This is a genomic window from Paenibacillus sp. 1-8, assembly GCF_056316205.1.
Genome location: NZ_CM149995.1, coordinates 41,419 through 66,508, shown reverse-complemented (window position 1 = coordinate 66,508; position 25,090 = coordinate 41,419). Strand labels below are relative to the sequence as shown.

Genomic DNA, 25,090 nt, shown 5'->3' with positions numbered 1-25,090 from the left:
CCTCCCCTATATATGCTGTTATTTTCGTTAGTGTATGTTTCCGCATAACTAAAGCATGATTTCCTGCTATATAAATAACCTGTATCTACAGATCACGCGAATCGTTCAAAAACGTAACATATTTCAGTATAGACGAAAAACGCCGCCAATCCAAACCGGTTTCATCTCCGGCTGGCCTCGGCGGCAGCTTATATCCATTTTTTATTCAGCGTTACGTTGGTAAATGATACGCAATCCTTCCAGCGTCAACATCGGCAACACTTTCTGAATGCTCCGTGTCTCCGAGGCGATTAACTCGGCAAGACCTCCGGTAGCAATAACCGTAGGCTCTGCCTGCATTTCCTCCTTGATGCGCTCCACAATACCGTCCACTTGCCCTGCATAACCGAAAATGATCCCCGCTTGCATAGCATGAACCGTATTGCGGCCGATGACCTTCTTGGGTTTCTCCAACTCAATGCGAGGCAGCTTAGAAGCCCGTTGATACAGCGCCTCCGTCGATATCCCGATACCCGGCACAATGACCCCACCCAGGTAGTTTCCCTTGTCATCAATACAATCAAACGTCGTCGCCGTTCCAAAATCCACCACAACCAGAGGACCGCCATACCGCTCGACAGCAGCAACCGCGTTCACGATCCGGTCAGCCCCTACTTCCCGCGGATTTTCATAACGCAGATTAAGACCGGTCTTGATTCCCGGTCCGACGATGAGGGGTGTTCTGCCTATGTATTTGTCGCACATTTCCTCCAACACATGAACCAGCGGTGGAACGACTGAGGAGATAATGACCCCTTTAATATTATCCTTCAATACACCGCCCATACTAAAAAGATTATGTATGAGCACGCCATATTCATCTGCGGTAGCCTGTCTGGAGGTGCTGATCCGGTAATGATGCAGCAGCTCTCGCCCCTGATACAATCCCAGCACAATATTGGTATTGCCCACATCCACTACAAGAATCAATCGGTGTCACCTATCTTTCTTTGCGTTAAGGTCAAGGCTGATATCCAAATTATGAAAAGAATACGTCAGCCTGCCTACAGAAATCACATCTACGCCACTCTCAGCCATCGCACGCACCGTATCCAGTGATACATTGCCAGAGGCTTCCGTTTTGACATGTGAAGCTTGTTCCCGAATGAAACGAACTGCTTCCTTCATGTCCTGAACGGACATGTTATCCAGCATAATAATATCCGCTCCGGCATTCAGCGCTTCCTGAACTTGTTCCATGTTTTCCGTCTCTACTTCAATCGTCATCGTGTGCGGAATATGGGTACGTGCCCGGGTCACCGCCTGTATGATCCCACCCGCACCCTTGATATGATTATCCTTAATCATAACGGCATCGTACAAGCCAAACCGATGATTGGAACCGCCACCCACACGAACAGCGTATTTTTCAAGCAACCGATGCCCTGGTGTTGTTTTCCGTGTGTCCACCAAGCGCGTCGAGAGTCCATGAAGCTGATCAACAAAGGATTTGGTTCGCGTCGCAATGCCAGACATCCGCTGGACCAAGTTTAGAGCCAAACGTTCTCCCGTCAGAATCGCATGGGTACTCCCTGTCACTTCTGCCAGAACAGTTCCCTGCTCAATCCACTGCCCATCGGTCACCAGTGGAGTGAATGACAGCGAGGGGTCTACGACCCGAAATACGAGTTCTGCCACGGGCAAGCCGGCAACAACGCCAGACTCCTTGGCATGGATTACCGCCTTGGATTGGTGATTCGGCTCGATGGTCCAGCGCGTGGTCACGTCACCCGATCCTGTATCTTCTCGCAGCCAGCTGCGAATTTGTGCTGTCAGTTCTTCCTGATACCCGCTAAATTCTCCATAATGCTCGCTGTTAGATGTCATGAACGTACTCCTCCGTTATCCCTTGCTCACGTCGCTGCTGGACATGCTTGCGCCATATGTCATCGTCTGCTATAGGGAAATCCTCACGGTAATGTGCTCCCCTGCTTTCCTCACGCAGCAGCGCCCCATCCGTGACCAGCAGGCCACAGGTGAGCAAATTGGCAAATTCGATCTCTTCCCGACTGGTCAGGGCAGCGCTGAAAACGGACAACTGCCCCCGCAGCTGATCCAGTGCTACTTGTAACCCCTCCCCATTCCGACGGACTCCGGCATAATGAACCATTGTTTCTTGCAGCTTGAGCTGCTGCTCTATGATAGACGAAGCCAGAGAGTTCACGCGGTTGTCATCGTAGGATATCAGCGTATGACCGGCCAGCGGCGGTAAAGAATGTAACCGCTCGACAATCCTGCTCCCGAATACGACCGCCTCAGATAACGAATTACTCGCCAAACGATTAGCCCCGTGTACACCAGTGGAAGACACCTCACCACAAGCGAACAGACGTGCAAGAGTGCTTTCTCCATGCAAATTGGTCTGGACGCCGCCCATCATATAATGGGCAGCGGGGGCTATGGGAATCCAGTCCGCCGTTATATCCAGACCAAAGGACAGGCATGTCCGATAAATGGTTGGAAACCGTTGCTTGATCCGTTCAGACGGTTCATGTTTAATGTCAAGGTATACAAACGCAGCCTGCGTACGTTCCATCTCGTGAACGATGGCACGAGCTACAATATCCCTTGGTGCGAGTTCCTGTCGAGGATCATACTGCTCCATGAAACGCTCTCCATGAATATTGCGCAGCACAGCCCCTTCACCCCGCACGGCTTCGGAAATCAGAAATCTTGGAGCGCCCGGATGACACAACGCTGTCGGATGAAACTGTATAAATTCCATATCCCGCACAGCTGCGCCAGCGCGATATGCCATAGCAACCCCGTCCCCGGTCGCGATATCGGGATTGGTCGTGTATCGATATAATTGTCCGCCGCCCCCGGAGCATAAAATCGTTGCATTCGCAGTGACATATAATCGTTCACCATTCGGCTTTTGAACCAGAGCACCGATGCACTCTCCATGCTCGGTCAGCAGGTCGATTACCATATGCTCGTTCCACACCTCGATAGCGGGATGATCAGCGACCTTCTCTGACAATGCACGAACAATTTCATAGCCCGTGGCATCCCCATTTGCATGTAAGATGCGCCGATGGCTATGTGCGCCTTCCTGTGTCAGCGCAAGCTCGCCATTCTCCCGGTCAAAGGCCGTCCCTAAACGTATTAATTCCTGTACACCGCTTGGGCCCTCATGAACAAGGACCCTGACCGCTTCCGGTTCACACAGACCTGCACCCGCAATCAGGGTGTCTTGAATATGATAAGCTGATGCATCCTCATCCGAAGTAACAGCGGCGATGCCGCCTTGCGCATACCGGGTGTTGCTCTCCAACAATGCCTTCTTAGTAATTAGCAACACCCGCCGATTCTCCGCAGCCTTAATGGCCGTGTATAAGCCCGCAATGCCGGAACCGATAATCATCACGTCGGCTTCGAATTTGGGCAAATCCGCTACGTCAAAATCAACCAGATATCTTGGAATCATGCCTTCACCTGTTTCACAGAGAATAGCGCACACCATAGGTTGTACAGTATGCGCTCACGGTATATGTTCAAAAGAATTGAAAGTCGATTACAGCGGCAGAAAGCTTTTATAGTCAAGCACACAAACAGCCGTTTATTTATCAATAAATGTACACAACGTTCCTCCGTCTGTCAAATCACCTTAGCTCTATCTCCAGTATTTTAAAAAGCTCCGGAAAACCAATAGTTACTGGTTCTCCGGAGCTTACATATACGCTTATTCAACTGTCAACCTGATAATCAGGTTGTTGTCGGTGGAGTGCCACCAGAGTTGCCCGAATTATTGCCGTCCTCTGGCTTTTGCAGATTAGGAATATCATTCGGTTGATCCGTTGTATTCTTTGGCTCGTCATCCTTGCCTTGAATACGTACACGAACGTCTCCGATGTTGTCGATCACAGGCTCACCATTTTCCGGTGTACCTTCTCCCTCATTCGTGCTGCCGTCCAAAGAACCTGTCTCGATCAAACGTTTAATTTGCTCAAGCTCCAGGGTTTCTTCTACCAGCAAGGTTTGGGCGATCAAGTGAACCTCTTTGGAATACTTGGTCAGGAGTTCTCTGGCACGCTCATAAGACTCGGTGATGAAACGGTTCATCTCCTGGTCAATCTGATAAGCGATCTGATCACTGTAGTTCTGCTCATGACCGATATCCCGTCCAAGGAATACCTGGCCTTGCGAAGTACCGAACTGCATTGGACCGAGCTTCTCGCTCATACCGTATTCCACGATCATGCTGCGTGCAATGCTTGTTGCTTGTTGGAAGTCACTGTAGGCACCTGTTCCGATTTCACCAATGAACAGTTCCTCAGATACGCGTCCACCCAGCAAACCAGTGATTTTGTCCAGCAATTCCTGCTTGGTCGTCAGCATGCGATCTTCCTTCGGAAGCATGATGACATATCCGCCTGCGCGTCCACGTGGAATAATCGTTACCTTGTGAACCATGTCGGCATTTTCCAGGAAGAAGCCGATAATCGTATGGCCTGCTTCGTGATAAGCTACAATCCGTTTCTCGCGGTCACTGATTACGCGGCTGCGTTTTTCTGTACCTACGATAACACGGTCGATCGCTTCATCCACTTCTCGCATCGAAATATCTTTACGGTCACGACGGGCTGCCAACAACGCAGCTTCGTTCAACAGGTTTTCCAGATCAGCGCCTGTAAAGCCTGTTGTACGCTTCGCAATAACATCCATTTTAACATCTTTAGTTAATGGCTTGTTGCGTGCATGTACAAACAACACAGCTTCGCGGCCTTTAACGTCTGGGCGATCAACTGTAATTTGACGGTCAAAACGTCCCGGACGAAGCAATGCCGGATCCAGAATATCCGGACGGTTCGTTGCGGCTACGATGATAATACCTTCGTTCGCTCCGAATCCATCCATCTCAACGAGCAATTGGTTGAGCGTCTGCTCACGTTCATCATGTCCGCCACCCAATCCGGCCCCACGTTGACGTCCGACAGCATCAATTTCATCAATGAAAATGATACATGGTGCGTTCTTTTTCGCGTTTTCGAACAGATCCCGTACACGGGAAGCGCCGACACCGACGAACATTTCTACAAAATCAGAACCCGAAATGCTGAAAAACGGTACTCCGGCTTCGCCTGCAACAGCTCTCGCCAAGAGTGTTTTACCAGTACCCGGAGGGCCCACTAACAGAACACCTTTTGGAATACGGGCTCCCACAGCTGCGAACTTACGCGGGTCCTTCAAGAATTCTACGACTTCAACAAGCTCTTGCTTCTCTTCGTCGGCCCCTGCCACGTCTTCGAAGGTAACTTTCTTCTTCTCTTCGTTATAAAGACGGGCTTTGCTCTTGCCGAAGTTCATAACTTTGCCGCCACCGCCCTGCGCCTGATTGAACAGGAAGAAGAACAACAGGAACATGATCACCAAAGGAACAATAGAAGTCAAGAACGTCAGCCAAATGCTTTCGCCTTCCATTTTCTTCTGTACGTATTCAAACCCGTTCGTTTCACTAGCGTTAACCAATTCGGTTAAAGCAGAGTCCGTTGGCGGAACATACACAGAAAAATTGGTGGATTTGGCATTAGCCGGCTGCTTCTTATATGCACCGGTTACAAGATAGGCGTAACCGTCAAATTGGACCGTTACTTTAGAGATATTATTAGCTTTAACCTCTTGCCGTAATTGGTCATATCTAGGGAGATCGGAGGCTTCGTTACTGTTGCTGACAAACTGAACGATACCCACCACAACTAAAAAAAGAATCAAATAAAAACCAGAATTCCGGATGAACCGATTCATCCCCTACCTCCTCTCGAAACACTTAAGTTATTTTACCATAGCCTATAAGCCCTTCTCAACAAAGGACCCTATTTAGTCCTAGGACTGGAGGCTGAGATTAGCTGGTGTAGATTTCCGGCTTCAAAATCCCTATGTATGGGAGGTTCCGGTAGTGCTCGGCATAATCCAGACCATAACCCACAACAAACGCATCCGGAAGCGTAAAACCGGTATAATCAGCTTCAAGATTAACCGTCCGGCGGGCAGGTTTGTCAAACAGGGTTACGACACATACCGAATTGGCATTACGGTTCTTAAGCAATTCAATCAAATGAGTCAACGTCAGGCCACTGTCGATAATATCTTCGACGATCAGAACGTCGCGTCCTTCAACCGAAGCGTCCAAATCCTTAATAATTTTAACGACGCCCGATGATTTGGTGGACACACCGTAACTGGATACAGCCATGAAATCAAGCTCCATTGGTACTGTAATAGCTTTAACCAAATCCGCCATAAAGATAAACGCACCCTTCAGCACGCAGATCACCAACGGATTCTTTCCTTCGTATTGCACGCTGAGCTGTGCGCCCAATTCCTTGATTTTACTCTGAATTTCTTCTTCGCTGATCAATACTTCCTGAATATCATTCTGCAACGGTGTAAACCTCCTAAGTTTATACTATGAAAGCCGTTCCTGCGCAATTACCGATGCCCTGAACTCTCCTGTCTTTGCCATGACATATATATAACCGAAGACGTGTGCTTTTGCACAGCGGCATGTACAGAACGCCGCACGCCCGGAATCCAGAGAATAGCTCCGGAACGGTCGCAGACGACGGGAATAACGGGACGCAGCGAAGGAGGTATTTTTTCATCAATGAAAATATCTTTAACCTTTTTTCTTCCGTTTAATCCCATTACATACATGGTATCTCCAGGTAATCGCGAGCGTATTGTCAAAGGCAGGGCCAATTCATCCGCGTCGAAGCACGCTTCCTCCTCATTTGACGGATTGGATCCATCCGAACAGGAAGTTCTTTGCCACCGAAGTATACCACCCGCCTCAGGCAATTCAAGCTCACCGGAAATAGGCAATACGTCCAGTCCATAGCACCATTCGCCCATAACGCCTTGCGTACGGTCAAACAAAACCGCTTGGTCATATTCGCGGACTCCAACCGCACCGCCGCCCAAGTCCAAACTCCAAGTGGACGGCCGTTCCTGGAGAAGCCTCAGTCGAACGGTCTCAATTTTACGAAAATCTAAATTTTCACTGTCCGAAGGCAGATAATTTAATATTAGTTTAATCAACCTCCGTTGTAAAGCAACGGATAACTTGCGGTAGGAAGCAATGGAAAACATATGCCTGCCATTATCCAATTGTACTAATTCCTCGTATACCGCCAGCGTGGATGCCTCCATAAAATCATTTTCCTCAGCCATCGTTTCGGCCAGCCGGTTCAGGGACGGTGTCAATTGCTCATTATATTGCCCCAAAAAAGGAAGCACATCCATACGAATGGCGTTACGACGGTATTTCGATAATAAATTGGTGCTATCCGTTACATAGGAAAGGTTATAAAACTTGCAGAACTCGATCAGGTCAGCCTTGTACATACGTAGCAACGGGCGAATGAGTTGCACATTTTTTTCCTTGCGTGTCAGCCGCATACCCGCCAGACCCGCCGGACCGCTACCGCGCAGCAAATGCAGAAGAACGGTTTCGGCCTGATCGTCCCCATGATGAGCCATCGCAATATGCTGTGCCGCCCACTTTGCAGCCGTATCATGCAAAAAGGCATAGCGCAGCTCGCGAGCCGCTTCCTGTGGGCCCTTGCCGCTCTCCTTCATATAAGCGGGCACATCAACCCGAATCATTTCAAACGGAACCTCAAGTTTCCGGGCCATGTGGCGTACATCCTCAGCCTCCGCATCCGACTCCTCCGGCCTGAAGCCATGATGGACGTGAGCACAGATGAGCTGCAAAGGCATATGTACGACGGATATCTCATGTAAAATGTGCAAAAGGGCCACCGAATCCGGCCCTCCGGATACAGCAACCACAATGCGGTCTCCGGGGCTCCACAGCGAATGATCTCGCGCGAGGGCGAGCACTTCCTGTACAACACCGGTCGGTTTTGTTGTTCCCATTCACGACCCTCTTTTCTGCCGACCGTAAAAATGTCATCTGTTATCTTATGTAAGTCCTGCTGCTACCTTAGCGCAATCCAGAGCGCTCCGGCAAGCAGCAAAAGCGAGAGCGTGAAAGCATATCCCAGCCAGCGCGAATTTCCTCTTTTCACGGACGATTGCCTGACATGCGCAGAAGCCAGACGCGACCAGGCACGAGCAGCCACACGGGTATCCGGATATTCTCCACGCACTGCACCCACCAGCCATTCGGCATAGGGTCGTAATACACGGCTACGACGAATGATGATGGTCAATTCCGCCGTATTACGCAGCTGTGGCAGCCTGCCCGCAGCTACTTTTAACGATTCACCCTCCAATATATGAATAGTTAGAAGGGCAAAGGCAAACAGATCATACTGGGAATCGGCATTTCGACTGCCCGCATTCCAGAATCCCCTGTCATACCATTCTGTAAATTGCTTAACGCTCCGTCCCGCAAGGGACACCCCGCCATAATCAATCAACTCGGCTTCTCCATAGGCGTTGACCAAAATATTTTGAGGCTTCAAATCGCCAAATACCCATCCTGCCTGATGCAGATCAGCCAAACGATTAAGTATCCCGGTTCCAGCCACACCATACCATTCCGCTCCCTTGAGCGCCACAAAACGATGAAGCGGATCTCCCTTGACGTATCGCATGACATAAAAGGGTATTTCCCCACCGCTACGCAAGGATACATCGTCCACCTCGAACAAAAAGGATGGATGTCCGTTTTGCTGGAGAGCGGACTGGGTTCCCTGCGACTGCAATGTGGTCAGCACGTTAATCTCTGATTGCAGATCAAGCGTGTTCTTCCCCATTTTCAGAGCAAATTGTCGATCTGCCTGTGCTTCTTTTACCAAATATACAGTCCCGTTCGCCCCACGGCCCAGCAGACGCTGAATGACATAGCTGCTCCGCTTCCACTTGCCCTTGATGACCGTTCCGGGTGCAAGAACGGGATCAGACGACGTAGTCACCGAGCATCCCTTCTCCTTTGCCATAGGATTCTTCCATATCTTTCTGTTCCCCTAGTGTAACATATCGGTAATAATCAATCACTTGTAAAATGGCTGGCCCCGTTGGCGTCGCCCCCTTCATCCGCAAACGGCCGAATATCGTCTTGACCTGGCTAAGCTCAGAGGTCCAGCCAATATCCATGACCGCATCTTCACCCATCCGTCCCCCCGGAAAATGAAAGACAGAAATACGGCTAGGCCCGCTTCTGGACTGTAAACTGAGCAGCAAATCCCGAATACTGTCTTCTACGGCAGGCAGCTTGGGCTTCATGCTCGCGCTGGCATCAATGAGCAAAGCAATTTCCAAAGCGCTGGTTTCTGTCAGTTCATCCATCACCTCAACCACCTGTGCCCGTTTTGCCGGCGGCAGTTCACCGATATGTCGGGCGCCCCCCTCACCCAAAATATGCGTTAACTCTCTATTAACCGCCTGCTGAATCGTTTGAACCACTGTTTTGCGCGTCATCATCTGCATGGTCTGTGCCAACTGCTTCGTGCCTACGATTTGGCTGAAACCTCCCCCCGCTTTAGCGATTTCCTGAATCTCTGTACTTCCAAGCTCACCAATCGTCCCGTAATCTATGACCCCGGCTACGTTCACCGTAATGCCTTCCTGTAAAGCCTGAGCCGCCGCCATGACCGGACTGACACCCACATTAGAGCATCCGTCTGTAATGATCAAAATTTGCTTCATAGCTTTTTGACCTCCCGCTTCCTCGTAATCTATTCCGATAGATTCTATCTTTGCCGAATCTCGAACGATTCAAACGAAGAACGCGGATTTTTAAAAAGCAAGCGGAATTTCCCGGGCAATGTCTATTCAGCTAACCGTACGCGGGCGCTCCATCCAGCTTATACCCGGTACATGAAGCGTGGCCCATTCTGGGCGGAAATGATCTATTTTGCTAACAACTACCGTCATGTCATCATAGATTTGATTTTGCTGGTAGCGAATAACTCGTTCCAATAGACAGTCGGCCAACTGCTGCGGGTCATCGCTTTCAATTTCCTGAATCATGCGCTTCATCCATATTTCCTTGTTTACCGCATAACCCGGCGAGTCGTATATGCCATCTGTGATCATGATCAAAATATCACCTGGCTGTAATTGAAGCGACACCAGATCAATTTCAATATCCTGTATAATGCCAATCGGCAAATTACTGGCAGATACGGGGATGACCTCCTCCCCTCTTTTAATAAAGCTCGGCGTTGACCCAATCTTCATGAATGTCGTCCGGGCCGTATACTGATCAATCAGCGCCATATCGACCGTAGCATACATCTCCTCGGGTGATCTCAGCATCAGGACGGAGTTGACCGACTTGATCGCCAGTTTCTCATCCATGCCGGATTGCAGTAATTCCTCCAAAATATTAAGCGCCGCACTGCTCTCTTGCTGCGCCCGCTCTCCGTTGCCCATACCATCGCTCAAAGAGACCGCAAAGGTTCCGTTCCCCAGCTCCATCATGCTGTAGCTGTCTCCCGAGAAGAAATCCCCTCCTTTGGCAGCGCTTGCTACTCCCGTGGCAATTTCATACGTTTTGGCGGAACCAAACATGACCGTAGCCAATCCCTGGCGGCGATCTGCCGCCGTTTCGCGCATCACTGCAATATGCTCGTCCAATATGTCGGACAGCAGTGGAGCAATGATTTTCCGGCATTCGTCAAATCCCCTTGTATAAGCATGGACAATCTCAATTTCTACTTGGCCTGCATCCAGATTAATAATTTCAATGGATTGTATGGACAAGCCCAGCCGATCAAGTGCCTCTCGTATTTGTTCCTCCTGCCGATGCATGGTTTGCCCTTCACGCTGAATTTCCCGCGCCAAATCCTCCATAATCTGTGACACGCCAGATAGCTGGTCAGCAACAAGCTGACGACTGTCGTATACTTGGCGTTTCCACTGCATATTATGCTGGTAGAGGCTATACTGTTGCTTCATCACTTGCAGCACCGCGCCCGTCTTGGCGCACGCCTTGCTCCACTGCGGCGGCATCTGCTCCGGCTCCAAATCCGGGTTCTCCTCAATCGCACTCATCATTTCCGTCATATACTGATGAGTTTGCATAAACTTTCCGTCCCAGCACTGCTCGCACTTAAAGCAGGAGGCACACGTTCCCTCCGCCACAGCGTTCATAAAATGCTCAATTTCGCCATCCGACTTCGCGCTCTCACTCGCAGATATCTGGTGAAAGCTGCGGGATAGCTGACTGAATACGCGGGAAAATTTCGTCACCCGCTCGGCAGTGAGATCGCGGACCCTTTTGGCATACTCATGCTGGGATTTGGCGTGGTCCTGCGTACCAGGAACATAGGTAGAAACCGCTTTAAAGAAGCTTTTTGGGGTCATTAAGAATAATAGAATCGCCGCGCAGCTCTCCCAGGTTGATGTCAGCACATCCCCGGTCCCGTCCAAATAGATCGTCAGAATCGAGGAACCTAGCAGCAATCCTAGCGCCACTGCGCCTTTTCGCCCTTCACGCAGCATCCCTGCCAGCAAACCGGCAAATGCGAGCAAACTCATCTGCACAATCGCAGACATATTGGCCAAGCTTAAAATTAAACCGGTAATCACACCGACCGAAGCACCTAGCGAAGCGCCCCCAACCAAGGCGAACACCAAGACCAAATAGCGAGATAGCACATGATCGACAGACAGTGAGTGAATGGTCCATCCTACCGCTCCCGTCATCACAGAGGCCAGTAAAATAATCAGACACAAAATTTCCTCATTTTTGAGCTGGCTTGTCTTTTTGCGATACGTAAACAATGGAATGGCCTGCGTAAAAACGAGTGTCAGCATAAAGCTGAGAACCGCATCCGTTCCCACGATGATAAGGTCATACCATGTGAAGGACGGGGCCATCACGGCGTAAAATAAATTGACCATAAATACAGACAGGAAAACCATAAGCGGGGCATAAGATAATTCCAGCCGATCAAAAGCTCGTAGCCCCCGATACAGGAGATAGAATACAAGCAGCTCGCCGCCAATCATAAACAACGATGGATAAGGGGCAAGCAGACTGCCCAACACGACCGATACAGCCACAGGCAGCATCAGATCACGCCGTAGGAACATGATGACTGCAAAATAAGCGAGGGCAAAAGGAGAAAGCTCGTCCAAAATGGTGGCGCGTCCCAGTAAAAATCCCATAGCAGACAATAGCAGCATCCATCTTTGCGCCGTTACCCATTGCACTGCTTTATGTGAATCCAGCCGCTTCTTGAGTCTGGAAGACCAACCTTCCGTACGTTCTTTAGATTTGGACTTTCTGGATTTCAACCCTGGAAAATGTACCACGTTCCATTTCTCCATCATGCGTCAGGCACCCCATTCATCAATTTGATGTTCCCATCTTAACCGGAACGATTGAGAAAGTTTGTCAGAACCTCACGTCTTATTCCAAGAAATTTCCGACAAAAAAACGTTCTGCGCGAAAGCACAGAGCATCCGCCCCAATGCCAAGCTACGTCCGCTTGGAAGCGTATGGTAATTACAAGTGCCCTCTCCTTACAAGGCCTCTTCCTGTCGCCCACACTTTCGCCGAGACTAGCGATTAGCCCAGAAGATAGACGGAAAACCGTTGGAGTTTGTCGGACGATTATGTCCACACGACAAAAAAAACGTCCACTTTTTAGCTTAATGGCTCTGCTTTTTCTTCAACGAATCATGAATATCATAAAACGCATGCAAGATTACCTCCAGATGGATCTCCCACGCTCCCATAGCCCTTCACCCATTTCAGCTATTGTCGGCAGAACGCAAAAAAACCGTAGCAGTCTTTCGACTGTACGGTTTTCCGTGTATGGTTGATACGGTTGTCAAAGTGAATTAAACACGCTTCGCGCCGCGTCCTCCGCGTTTACCTTCGGTGTTCTTTTTCAGCGACGAAATGCGTTCCTCACTATCTTTCAGGAAGCGTGACATTTTATCCTCAAATGAAGGTTTACCCGGTGCAGGCTTGAACGAACGGCCTCCACGATCGCGGTTGAAACCGCCGCCTCCGCCACCTCCGCCGCCGCGTCCTTGACTTGGACCTGAACCTCCACCGCCGAAACGGTCGCCTCCGCCTGGTCCTCCTGTGCGCTCCGGTCTTGGAGCTCTTGGCGGACGGGCTTCACTTGCTGGCTTGTCAATCGTTTGCTTAATGGAAAGTCCGATTTTGCCGTCTTTGTCAACATTAATGACTTTCACCGTCACGACATCATTAATCTTCAGGTGATCGTTAACATCCTTAACGTAGTTATCGGCGATTTCCGAGATGTGAACGAGACCCGTGACACCTCCAGACAAATCCACAAATGCTCCAAAATGCGTGATGCCTGTCACTTTGCCCTCTAACTTGGTGCCCACTTCAATTGCCATAGAATAAAATGATCCTCCCTTAAAATATACAACCGATTTTTTTGCAAAAAAATCCCGCTGTGGTGATTTGATTATACAAAATGGCGGAACCAAGGTCAACTAAGCATTGGCCCGATGACGCGTCTATTTCTGCTCTCCAATGATTGGCGTCTCTTCCGGTTTGTAAAGACCGTACTTGCTTCTGGCAATTTCTCCGATATACTCGGGGTCCTTGAGACGATTCACTTCAGTTTGGAGCTGTTGTTCCGTTTGTGTAGCAGCTTGCTTCTGTTTTTCCTTCTGGGTGAGCTGTTCACTTCGATCGGCCATAATCATACCTTGAGAAAAAAAGGTAAAAATAGCCCAACTACCAAAGGCGGCAAGCGATAGCAACCAAATCATGATTCGCCTGCGCCCGCCCGCGTTGGACTTTGACGTAGGAGATGAATGGCGATCTACAGACGAATTACGCATGATACTACCTCCTTCCAAACCATCTTTTTGCTGTGTTTTTCAGTCTGATGCCGAGCTTCACAAGCAATTCTGGAGTCCTCCAGCGCGCTTTAAGCGGACCGATCAGCCAAACGAGCGGCTTCCAAACCGGCATCAGGATGTATATCAGCATCCTTCCCAAGAACACAATAAGTGCCCATGTCCATCCGACCAGCTTGCGTACCAGCCGATACAGCGCCAACACCGGATGAATAATCAGGATGCGCAGTATGCTGTTCACGATCAACGTCAGTCTGCGGACTATCTTTAATAACATTACCACAAAACGTTGGGTTGTAACACTAAAGGCCCAAAAATAGAGCCAAACCCCCAAAAGTAGTCCTAAAAAGACATAAAACCGCAGCTCGCCGCGATTACTCGCGTACAGCACACGGAAAATAAACAGGGCCGAGGCCACCCAATACAGCACGTCCAACATATGAATGCTCCAACGGGCAAAATGAAAGCGGATGGACAGCACCCGGTAGCTGTCGAACACCACTCCCATGGCTATGCCCGATAGCAGCATCCACGTCAACGTCAGCCATTGTGTGTGAGGGTTCATTTGAAGAGCTTGCCGAATAGGCTTTTTCCGTTTTTGGCCGGGGCCCCGGGCTCCAGGTAGACGAGGGAAGTAATCAGACCTTCAATGGACAGCAGCCCCTCTTCCAGACTGAGGTTTTTGATATGTAAATGCTGTCCGTGAATGGTGAGATGACCCAGCTCGGTCTGAAGCAGGAACTCTTCACTATCGAAGCTCTCCACATTGCTGACGCCTGAAATGTCGAGCTGCTTTCGGCTTTGCATGTGCAGGTCATGGTGCTTGGGCTTCCCTTGTTCAATCATGGCATGTACCCCTCCTTCTGTTCTTAGCTTATGAAGGGGACAACAGGATTTAGAACTGCGCGAATAAGAAACTGCATAAGAAAAAGCATCCCTTCATGAAAATATGAAGGGATGCTTTAATGTACTGCATATTAGAAAGTCAGATTTCAGTTACCAGTTCAAACCATTGTCTCTGGCAATGGGCTCTTCCTTCACTAAGGTGTACATACTTGCAGCCTCGTCCTTGCGTGTAGTGTCGGCGAGCCGTTCCACTCGCACAGTCACCAGCTTCTGGCCAAACTGGACGGTGATTTCATCGCCCACCTTGACCGCACTGCTCGGCTTGGCTTCGCGTCCGTTCACCACGACTCTCCCCTGTTCGGAGACGTCCTTGGCTACCGTACGCCGCTTAATCAGCCGCGAGACTTTCAAGAATTTATCAAGACGCATTAGTTAACGGCTTCTTTAAGCTTATTACCGGCTTTAAATGCAGGAACGGTCGATTCTGGAATTTCAATCGTGTTACCGGTTTGTGGATTGCGGCCTGTCCGGCTGGAACGCTTGCGCGTTTCGAAAGTACCAAAGCCGATCAGTTGCACTTTGTCACCGCTGGCGAGTGCATCTGTAATTTCACCAAGAACGCCATTCAATACAGCTTCAACGTCACGTTTGCTCAAACCGCTTTTGCTGGAAATATTGTTGATCAGATCTGTCTTGTTCATAAGTTAAAAGCCTCCCAAATATCAAAAAATAATCATCACGCTGCATGTCCATGAAACGGGGCGGACGTGAGGTCAACTGCGGCCGAAGCCGCTCTGAACACAACTGGAATACGGTTGTCCGTAGAAAACAGTTATTTTCAGAATAAATACAAGTTATTCTGGCTTGGCCTTAAAAATCCTGCAATGGCAGTCGTTTTTTAATTCGACCCCAGTTAAGCCAACATCCTACTACAAAAGCCTCCCCATTGGCAAGTCTTCTCAAACCGACACGCCTCACAAGGGGATTTGCCGCCTTTACGGCCTAAGATCTGCCAAGAGTTTTTTTGCTTCCTGCCAGTACGTCTCCATCTCATCCACGCTACTATCCTCGGGACGTCGTCCCTGCTCGCGTAATCTTTTCTCAATATACTGGAATCGGTCGATAAACTTGCGGTTGGTGGCAGACAGCGCCTCTTCCGGATCAACTCCCATAAAACGGGCCGCGTTCACAGCAACGAATAGCACGTCGCCCAACTCCAGCAACTGCGCCTCCACGGAATGTCCCTCGCGGACCGCTTCCTTCAGCTCAGCCACTTCTTCGTCCAGTTTGTCGAATACGCCTTCAATGCCATCCCAGTTAAAGCCTACTTTCGCCGCCTTTTTCTGGAGCTTGTACGACTTCATGAGCGCAGGCAAATCACGCGGGACACCATCCAGTACAGAAGGCTGTGCGGAGGCTGTGCCTTTAATCCGCTTTTCCTCAGCTTTCATTTGTTCCCAATTTTCCAGCGCCTCTTCCGCATCCTTCGCCTGATTGTCTCCAAACACATGTGGATGGCGGAAAATGAGCTTGTCATTCAGCCCTTGAATCACATCATACACATTGAAGGTTCCAACTTCCTCTTCCATCTGGGCATGCAGCAAAATTTGCAGCAGCAGATCGCCCAGCTCTTCCTTCATGTGCTCAGGATCGTCCTCATCTATCGTTTCGATGACTTCATAGGTTTCCTCGATCAGATTTTTGCGGATCGACTGATGCGTCTGTTCCCGGTCCCATGGACAACCTTCCGGACTGCGTAAAATATCAACAATCTCATGCAGACGGTCAAAAGAACGCCGTTTCAGCGCCTCATCCTCACTACGCGGTATGTACACCAGAGACAGGTTTCCGTAGCCCTCCACCCGATCCAGCTCGTACAGTGGCACTTTATGCACCGCTTCCTCGCCCTCCACGCCAAGTGCATGACCTACGTAGACCTCATAGTCATCAGGATAGCGCTCCATTAAACACAGCTTCACATCTGAAGCCGTAAACGTATCATATACCTGTCCGATCAGCGTGTGCAACTGAGGTTGAAGCCAGCTCGCATCCAGCGTACCTGCGTCCAACAACTGGAAGCCTTCAATCGGGTCAAAACCAAGACGCACAAAAGCTTCATCCAGAAAACTTTCGCCGCCAAGGATGTTCAGTTTAATGTCCTGCGCAGGGCAACGCTCTTTGAGCAATTGCACCGCCGCTTCCGCTACCATCGGGTGACCCGGAACCGCATAAACGATTTCGCTTCCATCCACTGCTTTAGCGGCTGCTGCTATCAACTGACTGGTAATTTCCTCGTATACCTCTGGAAAAGATTCCTTTGTCTCATACACGGTGTCAAACGACTCGAAGGCCACTCCAAACTCATCCAGCACCTTAACTGCCGGGTGCTCCTTCGTTCGCAGATACAGCGCCGAAGCGCCCCGCATTTTGTTCAATATCCCTATCGTAAGCTGATCCGGGTCTCCCGAGCCTAATCCCACGACTGTTAATGTTGCGCTCATGTCCAATCCTCCGTTCCGCAGATACACGGCAAACGCTCCATCATGCACGGTGCGTAGCCTGCTTCCGCTTCCTTTGCTTTGGCACTACTATACCACAAAGTATATGCAGGCTCATAAAATGGCTGTCACCGCTACCCCCGCCGCGCAACCGCAAGCGGCATAGCCACAAGGCTACGCCAGCACGCGCAGTCTGCGCAGCACGGCTGCCAGCGGTCGTCCGAGCTTGGGCACCGCCGCAAGCTCGGCCTCCGTGATCAGCCTCAAGCGTGCGAGGCCGATCACGAACACCGCGGCGCCTGCGGCTACGCCCAGCAGGCTTTCCGCCGCCGCCGTGGCACGGCCTCCGGCGGCCCATCCCAAGGCACCCAGCGCTGCGCTGGTGCCCCACATTGCTGCCGCGGCTGTGCAGGCCAAGGCGGCAAGCAGTGCCGCCGGCTTGAGCACGCTGGCGGACCAGCTCCAGTGCAGCCCCGCCAAACGGGCGAGCAGCGCGATGTTGATCGCCGCCGCCAGTAGGTAGGCGGCGGCTCCCGCGATGGCTGCGCCAGCCGTGCCCAGCTGCGGCACGAGCAGCCAGTTCAGCAGTGCCTTGGCTACGGCTGCGGCGAGCATCGCCAAGGCTGGGGCGCGAACTGCCCCCAGCCCTTGCAGTAGCGCCGCCGAGATGATGCTGAGCGTGCCGCCTACAGCGGTTAGCGCCATCCAGCGCATGACTCCGCTGCCGGTGTCGTCCGCGTACAGCATCACATTAACGGGCACCGCCAGCACAATTAAGCCTGTCGCGGCGGCTAGTCCCAACAGCCAGAACCAACGCAGCGATTGCTCACACTGGCGGCGTGCCAGCTCCGTGCCGCCCGTTACCCTGGCTTCCGCCAGCGACGGAATGAACAATGCCGACAGCGTGGTGGCAAACATCATCACCAGTTGTACAAGCGGCAGACCTCGGTTATAAACACCGAAGGCCACCATAACCCCTGTATCGTCCAAGCCCTCCTGCTTTAACAAGCGAGGCACCGTAAACGTGTCCACCAAACTAATCAGCGGAACGGCTAGCGCTCCCAAGCAAACGGGCAGGGCATAACGAAGCAATGCCTTTAGCAAAGTACCGTAACTCTCTGTCCGGTGGGCTTCTTCAGCCCGTTCCTGCACTGTTCCGGCTGCACTCTCTAGCACACCTGATACGACAGCACGACTGCCACTCACCAAATCGTCTGGCGTTTTCTCTATAACGCCAGAACGTCCAGACGCAGTCTCCTGTATGCCCATCTGCTCTGTCTTCCCAGCAGGGTGCACAACCTGCTCGGACGGCCTCTCTTGCCTTCTGAGCTTCTTCCTGTGGTTACGCCAGAACAGCAACATGACGACCAGACCCGCCGCCCCGCCCGCCGCAGAACCAAAAACAGCCACGGCAGCAATCATATCGGGTCCGGCTCCTTGCGACAGCATGAGCAGCAACAGCATGATCATCACACCCACCCGTACCGTCTGTTCCGTCACTTGGGAAACAGCGGTCGGGATCATATTTTGCAAGCCCTGAAAATATCCCCTTAGCCCTGCCATAACCGGCACGAACAAAAAGGCAAAGGCCGCCGCCCTCACCGAGGGAATGACATGAGCATTGTCGATCCACTGACCGATCAGCGGTGCGCACGTATACATCAGCACACCCAGAATCACACCAAACATGCCCAATACAAGGGAGGACAACCGGGCTACACGTTGCCCTGCGGCCCGGTTTCCCACCGCCTCATATTCTGCTACAAATTTTGATATCGCTGCCGGAAATCCAGCAGCAGCAATGGTAATCAACAGCGTATAGAAAGGATAAACCGTATTATAAATACCGAACACGCCGTCACCGCCGATATTTTGCAGCGGGATTTTTTGCAATGTGCCGATCAGCTTGCTCGCTACCGCCGCCAGCGTCAAAATGACAGCACCCCGTAGCAGCCGCGAAGCGGCGCGATTTTCCTGCATCGTCCGTTCCCCACTCCTACCTAAAATATGCATCTTTCACGAGTCCTATTATACCGTCTCTTTCTCTGGAAAGAAAAAAACCCTGCAAGACGACAGATGGCTTTCGCCATTCAGTATGTCTTACAGGGTCGGAACGGAGGATTACTGTTCCATTTGTTTGCCGAGGAAACCAGCGGCTGTTTCAGCCATTTTGATCTCCATTTCGGCCATCTTCACGTTTTCGTCCTTGTTCAGCAACACAACGGAACCAATAGGATCACCACCCGAAACAATGGGAGCCGCCACAAAGGACGAAAGTGTTTCTTCGTGGTCTCGGGTCAGCTCATAGGAGCCGCTGGCTGTTTCCAGTACCGTTTTGCGATTATCCATGCTGCCTTCGATAACGCTGCCGACCGGCTTGTCCAGAAACTCTTTTTTGGAGCCTCCGGCCACCGTAATAATGGTGTCGCGGTCGGTGATCATCGTAATATGTCCTGTGCTTTCAAACAGGGACTCAGCGTATTCTTTGGCGAAATCACCAAGTTCACCGATAGGTGAATACTTTTTCAAAATGACTTCTCCGTCACGATCCACAAAAATTTCAAGCGGATCTCCTTCACGAATTCTCAAGGTGCGGCGAATTTCCTTAGGAATAACTACCCGCCCCAGATCATCAATACGGCGAACTATACCAGTAGCTTTCATTTCACATGTTGCCCCACTTTCTCAAGAAGAATTTAGTCAACTACTGACGGTATCGAAAGACGCTTCCGCTCCCCCGGAAGCGGTCACGAAGAACGTCACGGTCATGGTGTTTATGGTGATATCTGACCATAGTATTCATCTGTTCCCAATTCCTTATGCATGTTCAGTTATTTACCTTCGGTTGTAGCTCCGTCCTTGGTTGTTCCTGCTTTGGTATCACTGGTGCCACTTGTTGTGCCTCCAGGCGCAGTTGTGCTGCCGTTGCCCGATGGGGTGCCACTTTTCTCTTGCGTAGCAGGTACTTTCGGCAGGTTGATTTTCAAATCAAGCTTCGCCAAATCTTTTTCGGTAAAGTTTTGAATACTTTCACCAGCCAGCTTGTTTTTCAGAGCAGCCTTTTCGTTGTCCTTCAATTTTTCAAACGTAGGCTCATTGCGGGATTCCACCTTGATGACGTGATATCCGTATTCCGTTTCCACCGGATCACCGATTTTATTGATCGGCTGCTTCTCGGCTGCTTCTTTGAAAGCAGGCACCCATTGGGCTACGGATGCATTCTCATACAAACCGCCATTGGAAGCCGAACCCGGATCTTCTGAGTATTTCTTGGCAATCGTCGCAAAATCAGCCCCACCATCCAGCTTGGCCTTCACTTCTTTGGCCAGCTTGAGAGCATCTTCTTTCTTGCGTTGTTTCTTCGTTTTTGGATCTTCAAAATTAATCAGTACATGACGCACGGTTGCTGTCGTGAATTGATCTTTGTTTTTCTCAAATTCCTGTTTCATCTGATCGTCCGTCACTTTGTTCGTCTCACTGTTGATCACCGTCATCACACGCGTAAAGTAATCCTTCACGCCCTGCTCAGTCAGCTTTTGATCACTTAAAAACGTCTTGAATTTAGCATCTCCGACTGACTTTTTATACTGCTCCAGTTGTTCGGTCCCTTCTTTGGCACCCTGTTCCTTGGCCTTATCGTCCGCTTTGTCGGCCAGAAGCTTGTACACCACTTCCTGCTTGGCAATTTGCTCCCGCACCTGATCCGAAGCAAGCATCGCTCCATATTCCGGATAGAGGAATTTCATCATACTGATTTCCTGGTTAAACTCATTTTCCGTAATAGTCCCGCCCTTATAGGTTACAACAACCTTGCTGTTGTCCTTCGGCTCGTCCTTGACCTTACTCTCCTCGGCTTGCTTCGTACATGCCGCCAGCACCGATATAGCCAGCACCGCAGCAATGGCCACCGATAGCATTCTCCAAGGTTTTCTTTTATTTGGTTGTGACATTTTGCAGTTCCTCCTTCAATGTGAATGCATCTTTTAGTGCACTCAAAAATTGCTCCAGCAGCTCTAGTATCTGTGGATCATCCAGACCTTTGCCCTTGATGCGTGCGCTCATAGGAGTGCCCTGTTCAAATTGTACACGTCTTTCAAAGCGATTGCCAATCTCCGCAAGTTTGGCGGTCTGTACCGCCTGCTGGCGCCCTTCGTGGAATTTCAACACGATGTTGTCATCCCGCTGGACAATGGACTCAATGCCATACATGCGTCCGTACACCTTGAGACGGGCCACAGCCAGCAAATGAAGCACAGCCTCCGGCAAGTCGCCAAAGCGGTCTACCAGCTCATCCTCCAGCTCCATAGCCTCGTCAAACGTGCTGACTGCCGCAACCTTTTTATAAATCTCAATCTTCTGAATACTGTCGTAAATATAATCTCCTGGCAGGTAAGCATCCACGCCCAAATCAATGGACGTACTCCAATTTCGATTCGACAGATCCTCTTCTCCAAGTACGCTAACCTTACGTTTATTAATTTCCTCAGCCAGCATTTGCGAGTAAAGGTCAAAACCGACGGATGCAATGAATCCGTGCTGCTCTGCACCGAGCAAATTCCCCGCTCCGCGAATCGACAAATCGCGCATCGCGATCTTGAATCCGGAGCCCAGCTCCGTAAACTCCTTGATCGACTGAAGGCGCTTCTCTGCCACTTCCGTCAGCACCTTATCCCGCTGGTACGTAAAATAAGCATAGGCAATCCGGTTGGAACGGCCTACACGCCCACGCAGCTGATAAAGCTGGGACAACCCCATTTTATCGGCATCGTGCACGATGAGTGTATTCACATTCGGAATATCGACCCCCGTCTCAATAATGCTGGTGCTGACCAGTACATCGTATTCGCCATCCAGGAAGTCCAAAATGGTCTTCTCCAGCTCGGATTCGGACATCTGACCGTGGCCCACGCCCACTTTGGCATCTGGCACGAGGGCATTGATCTCGGCAGCCATTTCCTGAATGCCCTGTACGCGATTATACAGGTAGTACACCTGTCCTCCACGTGCCATCTCGCGTTCAATCGCCTCACGTACCAACGTCTGGCTGTGCTCGACAACATAGGTCTGCACCGGAAAACGGTTCTCCGGCGGTGTCTCAATGACCGACAAATCGCGAACCCCAAGCATAGACATATGTAGCGTACGCGGGATAGGCGTAGCCGTTAACGTCAGCACGTCCACATTCGTTTTCAGCTTTTTCAGCTTTTCCTTGTGCGTCACGCCAAACCGCTGCTCCTCATCGACAATGAGCATCCCCAAATCCTTAAATACCAGATCCTGCGACAGCAAGCGATGGGTGCCAATGACAATATCGACCGTCCCCTGACGAACCCCTTTAATCGTCTCATTCTGCTCCTTGCGCGAACGGAAACGGCTCAACACCTGAATGTTGAACGGATACCCGGAAAAGCGCTCACGGAACGTCTCATAATGCTGCTGTGCCAAAATCGTCGTCGGTACTAACACGGCCACCTGCTTGCCCTCAATAGCCGACTTAAACGCAGCGCGGATGGCAACCTCTGTCTTGCCGTAGCCCACATCACCACACAGCAAACGATCCATCGGACGGCTCTGCTCCATGTCCTTCTTGATCTCTTCAATCGCCCGAACCTGGTCACGGGTCTCTTCATATGGGAACATATCCTCAAATTCCTGTTGTTCCGGTGAATCCTTTTCAAAAGCAAAACCCGGCGCTGACTGCCGTTCTGCGTACAGCTTGATCAAATCATCAGCAATGTCCTGAACCGAGCTGCGAACCTTGCTCTTCACCCGTATCCATTCATTTCCGCCCAGCTTGTAAATCTTAGGTTCCTTGTCCTCTGAGCCGACATACTTCTGAATTAGGTCAATCTGCTCAATCGGTACAGACAGCTTATCGCCGCCCGCATAGAGAATGTGCATGTAATCCTTATGGATACCGCCAACCTCCAGCGTACCGATCCCCATGTACTTCCCGATCCCGTGATTCTGGTGTACGACATAGTCGCCCACCTTTAGCTCGCTATAGCTCTTAATCCGTTCTGCGTTGTCCACATGGCGGCCCTGCTTGCGTGCTTTGCGCTGCTTTTGCGAGAACATTTCGCCCTCGGTAATCACTGCCAAATGAATAGATGGCATCTCAAAACCGCTTTGCAAATTGCCGATAGCCATCGTTGGCTCATCAATACCGTAATCCTGAAGCACCCGGCGCATACGATCCAGCCGCTCGTCTCCACTCGCCAGCATCATAACCTGTGTGCCCGCCTTGCGCCAGCGATCCATTTCCGCCTTGAGCACATTCATTTGACCGTGGAAATCCTGCATGCCCCGGCAGATGAAATTTAAAATATTTTGCGGCTGCGTATGCGGAACCTGACGGAGAAAGATCGACAGGAACAACGTCTGGAACCTCCGGTTATACAGCAGATTATCCGCGTTATCCGACAGCTCTAGCTGCGGTAACGTTTTACCGTTTTGAAGCAAATGCAAATTCCACTCGGACTCATCCCGTTCAAGCTGCTTGGCTGTTTCCAGCATCCGCGCCGGCTCGTCAATGATCAGAATGGTGTCTTCCGGCATGTAATCTGCCAAGGTTTTGCGTTCGGGATACAACAGCGAGATATATTTATAGATTTCGTCAAAATACACATGCTCCCGCAGCAGCTCAATTTCGCGGTGAATCTCCTCTTTCAGATGCAGCTTGGCCTGACGGTCTGTCATTTTGCCCAGCTGCTCCTCCAACAGAATCGCAGCGGCATCTGCCGCCTGATCCATACGAGCGCTATCCGCGATGACTTCCTTACACGGCGTTACGATAACTTCCTGAACCTTTTCCACCGAACGCTGATCTTGCGGGTCGAACATACGGATGGAGTCAATCTCGTCATCAAACAGCTCCACGCGGTAGCCCCAACGGGTTGTCATCGGATAAAAATCGATAATCCCGCCACGGACACTCATCTCTCCACGTGATTCTACACGCTCCACCCGCTGGTAGCCCATCTCGACCATATGCAGCAAAAACGGCTCCAGTTGAATCGTTTCGCCTTCTCTCAGCTCGATTCGGGCTTCACGCCACGTCTCTGGGAGCGGCAGCAAACGCCGGACACCAGAAAACGGCACGACAACAATCCCACGAAAACCCTGGGCGCATCGTATCAATACCTCAATTCGTTGGGATAGCGTCTCCGGGCTGGATATGGCGGCTTCAGCAGCCACCAGCTCATTCGAGGGGTACAACAAAACCCGTTCAGGAGGAAGCGCTTCCTGCAAATCATCTGCTATTTTCTGAGCGGCAAACATGTTGTGCGTCATGACCATGATCGGTCGTCCGGTATCTTCGGCGAGCGCGGCCATCAGTACCTGTCGGGAAGAGCCTGACAAACCAGATATGAGCTGTTCCTTCATGCCTGATGATATACCTGCTGCAATGGATGCATAATCAGCATCCTTGGTAAAAGCCTGAATAAGTGCTTGTAACAAAAAAGGCACCCCTTTATGCTTATAAATAGTTGCATGTAAATTTATTCACAATAACGGCATGTAACTGAATAGCAACAAGTATTACACGCTTACTCTGGAGAAAGCAGCAAACCGAAAAAGAAGCCTCAGCAATGCTGCCAAGGCTCCGTAAGCGGGATTGCCGCTTCACCTCTCAAGCTGGTACATGAGACCAGTTGAATACCTGTTATTGGAGCGGATTTACGAGCAGGCTTAGCTCCGGATTATTTTCCAGCGCCTGGTTGCAATGCTCGCAAATGACTTTGACGGTCACTTCACCGCCCGAATTATACGCTATTATATCTCTACGTTCGGCAGGGGTCAAGGAATGGAAGCCCAACCTTTCTTCGGTTATTGCAGCGGAATCAATCCGTCCCAAGAAAGTTCGACAATGTCTGCATACATAATTCACAATCATGTAATGTATATGCCTCCTGAAAGTTTTCTATACCTTTCAG

General features: G+C 50.6%; 21 protein-coding genes. All 21 read right to left on the bottom strand.

Features of this window, described 5'->3' with window-relative positions; genetic code table 11:
• Positions 1 to 201: 201 nt before the first annotated feature.
• Positions 202 to 969, bottom strand: coding sequence for a type III pantothenate kinase (locus AC0WRU_RS00305; protein ID WP_476126795.1), 768 nt, complete (start codon positions 967 to 969; stop codon positions 202 to 204).
• A 6-nt stretch (positions 970 to 975) separates the two neighbouring features.
• On the bottom strand, positions 976 to 1,866 hold the full coding sequence (gene nadC / locus AC0WRU_RS00300; protein WP_476126794.1) for a carboxylating nicotinate-nucleotide diphosphorylase: 891 nt from the start codon (positions 1,864 to 1,866) through the stop codon (positions 976 to 978).
• Entirely contained in the window at positions 1,856 to 3,469 is a 1,614-nt protein-coding gene (nadB, locus tag AC0WRU_RS00295; RefSeq protein WP_476126792.1) for an L-aspartate oxidase, read from the bottom strand. Before nadB ends, nadC begins: the two co-directional genes overlap by 11 nt.
• 278 nt (positions 3,470 to 3,747) lie before the next feature.
• Positions 3,748 to 5,787, bottom strand: a complete 2,040-nt coding sequence (ftsH, locus tag AC0WRU_RS00290; RefSeq protein ID WP_431085621.1) for an ATP-dependent zinc metalloprotease FtsH — start codon at positions 5,785 to 5,787, stop codon at positions 3,748 to 3,750.
• 97 nt (positions 5,788 to 5,884) lie between these two features.
• Positions 5,885 to 6,424: a hypoxanthine phosphoribosyltransferase gene (gene hpt, locus AC0WRU_RS00285; protein WP_476126791.1), complete on the bottom strand. Its 540-nt coding sequence runs from the start codon at positions 6,422 to 6,424 to the stop codon at positions 5,885 to 5,887.
• A 47-nt stretch (positions 6,425 to 6,471) separates the two neighbouring features.
• A complete protein-coding gene (tilS, locus tag AC0WRU_RS00280) occupies positions 6,472 to 7,920 on the bottom strand; it encodes a tRNA lysidine(34) synthetase TilS (protein WP_476126790.1) in 1,449 nt (482 codons plus the stop codon).
• A 62-nt stretch (positions 7,921 to 7,982) separates the two neighbouring features.
• The gene (locus tag AC0WRU_RS00275; protein ID WP_476128520.1) at positions 7,983 to 8,924 is read right to left on the bottom strand and encodes a protein kinase domain-containing protein; all 942 of its coding nucleotides are present in this window, start codon (positions 8,922 to 8,924) and stop codon (positions 7,983 to 7,985) included.
• On the bottom strand, positions 8,908 to 9,657 hold the full coding sequence (locus AC0WRU_RS00270; RefSeq protein WP_476126789.1) for a vWA domain-containing protein: 750 nt from the start codon (positions 9,655 to 9,657) through the stop codon (positions 8,908 to 8,910). The genes AC0WRU_RS00275 and AC0WRU_RS00270 overlap by 17 nt, the downstream gene beginning before the upstream one ends.
• A gap of 126 nt (positions 9,658 to 9,783) precedes the next feature.
• Complete coding sequence (gene spoIIE / locus AC0WRU_RS00265) at positions 9,784 to 12,291, bottom strand: stage II sporulation protein E (protein WP_476126788.1); 2,508 nt, start codon at positions 12,289 to 12,291, stop codon at positions 9,784 to 9,786.
• Between the two features lie 513 nt (positions 12,292 to 12,804).
• Positions 12,805 to 13,338 carry a S1 domain-containing RNA-binding protein gene (locus AC0WRU_RS00260; protein ID WP_476126787.1) on the bottom strand — a complete coding sequence of 178 codons (534 nt, stop codon included), beginning with the start codon at positions 13,336 to 13,338 and terminating at the stop codon, positions 12,805 to 12,807.
• Positions 13,339 to 13,461: 123 nt separating this feature from the next.
• Positions 13,462 to 13,791, bottom strand: a complete 330-nt coding sequence (locus AC0WRU_RS00255) for an FtsB family cell division protein (RefSeq protein WP_044646042.1) — start codon at positions 13,789 to 13,791, stop codon at positions 13,462 to 13,464.
• Positions 13,792 to 13,795: 4 nt separating this feature from the next.
• Positions 13,796 to 14,374, bottom strand: a complete 579-nt coding sequence (gene yabQ / locus AC0WRU_RS00250) for a spore cortex biosynthesis protein YabQ (protein ID WP_476126786.1) — start codon at positions 14,372 to 14,374, stop codon at positions 13,796 to 13,798.
• Complete coding sequence (yabP, locus tag AC0WRU_RS00245; protein ID WP_476126785.1) at positions 14,371 to 14,655, bottom strand: sporulation protein YabP; 285 nt, start codon at positions 14,653 to 14,655, stop codon at positions 14,371 to 14,373. The genes yabQ and yabP overlap by 4 nt, the downstream gene beginning before the upstream one ends.
• 150 nt (positions 14,656 to 14,805) lie before the next feature.
• A complete protein-coding gene (locus tag AC0WRU_RS00240; RefSeq protein ID WP_014599342.1) occupies positions 14,806 to 15,084 on the bottom strand; it encodes an RNA-binding S4 domain-containing protein in 279 nt (92 codons plus the stop codon).
• Positions 15,084 to 15,356 (bottom strand): HU family DNA-binding protein, encoded by a 273-nt coding sequence (locus tag AC0WRU_RS00235; RefSeq protein ID WP_007428028.1) that lies wholly within the window; start codon positions 15,354 to 15,356, stop codon positions 15,084 to 15,086. The genes AC0WRU_RS00240 and AC0WRU_RS00235 overlap by 1 nt, the downstream gene beginning before the upstream one ends.
• Before the next feature lie 294 nt (positions 15,357 to 15,650).
• On the bottom strand, positions 15,651 to 17,156 hold the full coding sequence (gene yabN, locus AC0WRU_RS00230) for a bifunctional methyltransferase/pyrophosphohydrolase YabN (RefSeq protein WP_476126784.1): 1,506 nt from the start codon (positions 17,154 to 17,156) through the stop codon (positions 15,651 to 15,653).
• A 171-nt stretch (positions 17,157 to 17,327) separates the two neighbouring features.
• Positions 17,328 to 19,133 (bottom strand): putative polysaccharide biosynthesis protein, encoded by a 1,806-nt coding sequence (locus AC0WRU_RS00225; RefSeq protein WP_476126783.1) that lies wholly within the window; start codon positions 19,131 to 19,133, stop codon positions 17,328 to 17,330.
• A gap of 141 nt (positions 19,134 to 19,274) precedes the next feature.
• Positions 19,275 to 19,817, bottom strand: a complete 543-nt coding sequence (gene spoVT / locus AC0WRU_RS00220) for a stage V sporulation protein T (protein ID WP_025682479.1) — start codon at positions 19,815 to 19,817, stop codon at positions 19,275 to 19,277.
• A gap of 167 nt (positions 19,818 to 19,984) precedes the next feature.
• Positions 19,985 to 21,103: a peptidylprolyl isomerase gene (locus tag AC0WRU_RS00215; RefSeq protein WP_476126782.1), complete on the bottom strand. Its 1,119-nt coding sequence runs from the start codon at positions 21,101 to 21,103 to the stop codon at positions 19,985 to 19,987.
• The gene (gene mfd / locus AC0WRU_RS00210) at positions 21,087 to 24,614 is read right to left on the bottom strand and encodes a transcription-repair coupling factor (RefSeq protein ID WP_476126781.1); all 3,528 of its coding nucleotides are present in this window, start codon (positions 24,612 to 24,614) and stop codon (positions 21,087 to 21,089) included. Before mfd ends, AC0WRU_RS00215 begins: the two co-directional genes overlap by 17 nt.
• 205 nt (positions 24,615 to 24,819) lie before the next feature.
• A complete protein-coding gene (locus AC0WRU_RS00205) occupies positions 24,820 to 25,050 on the bottom strand; it encodes an anti-sigma-F factor Fin family protein (RefSeq protein ID WP_025682476.1) in 231 nt (76 codons plus the stop codon).
• Positions 25,051 to 25,090: the final 40 nt, after the last annotated feature.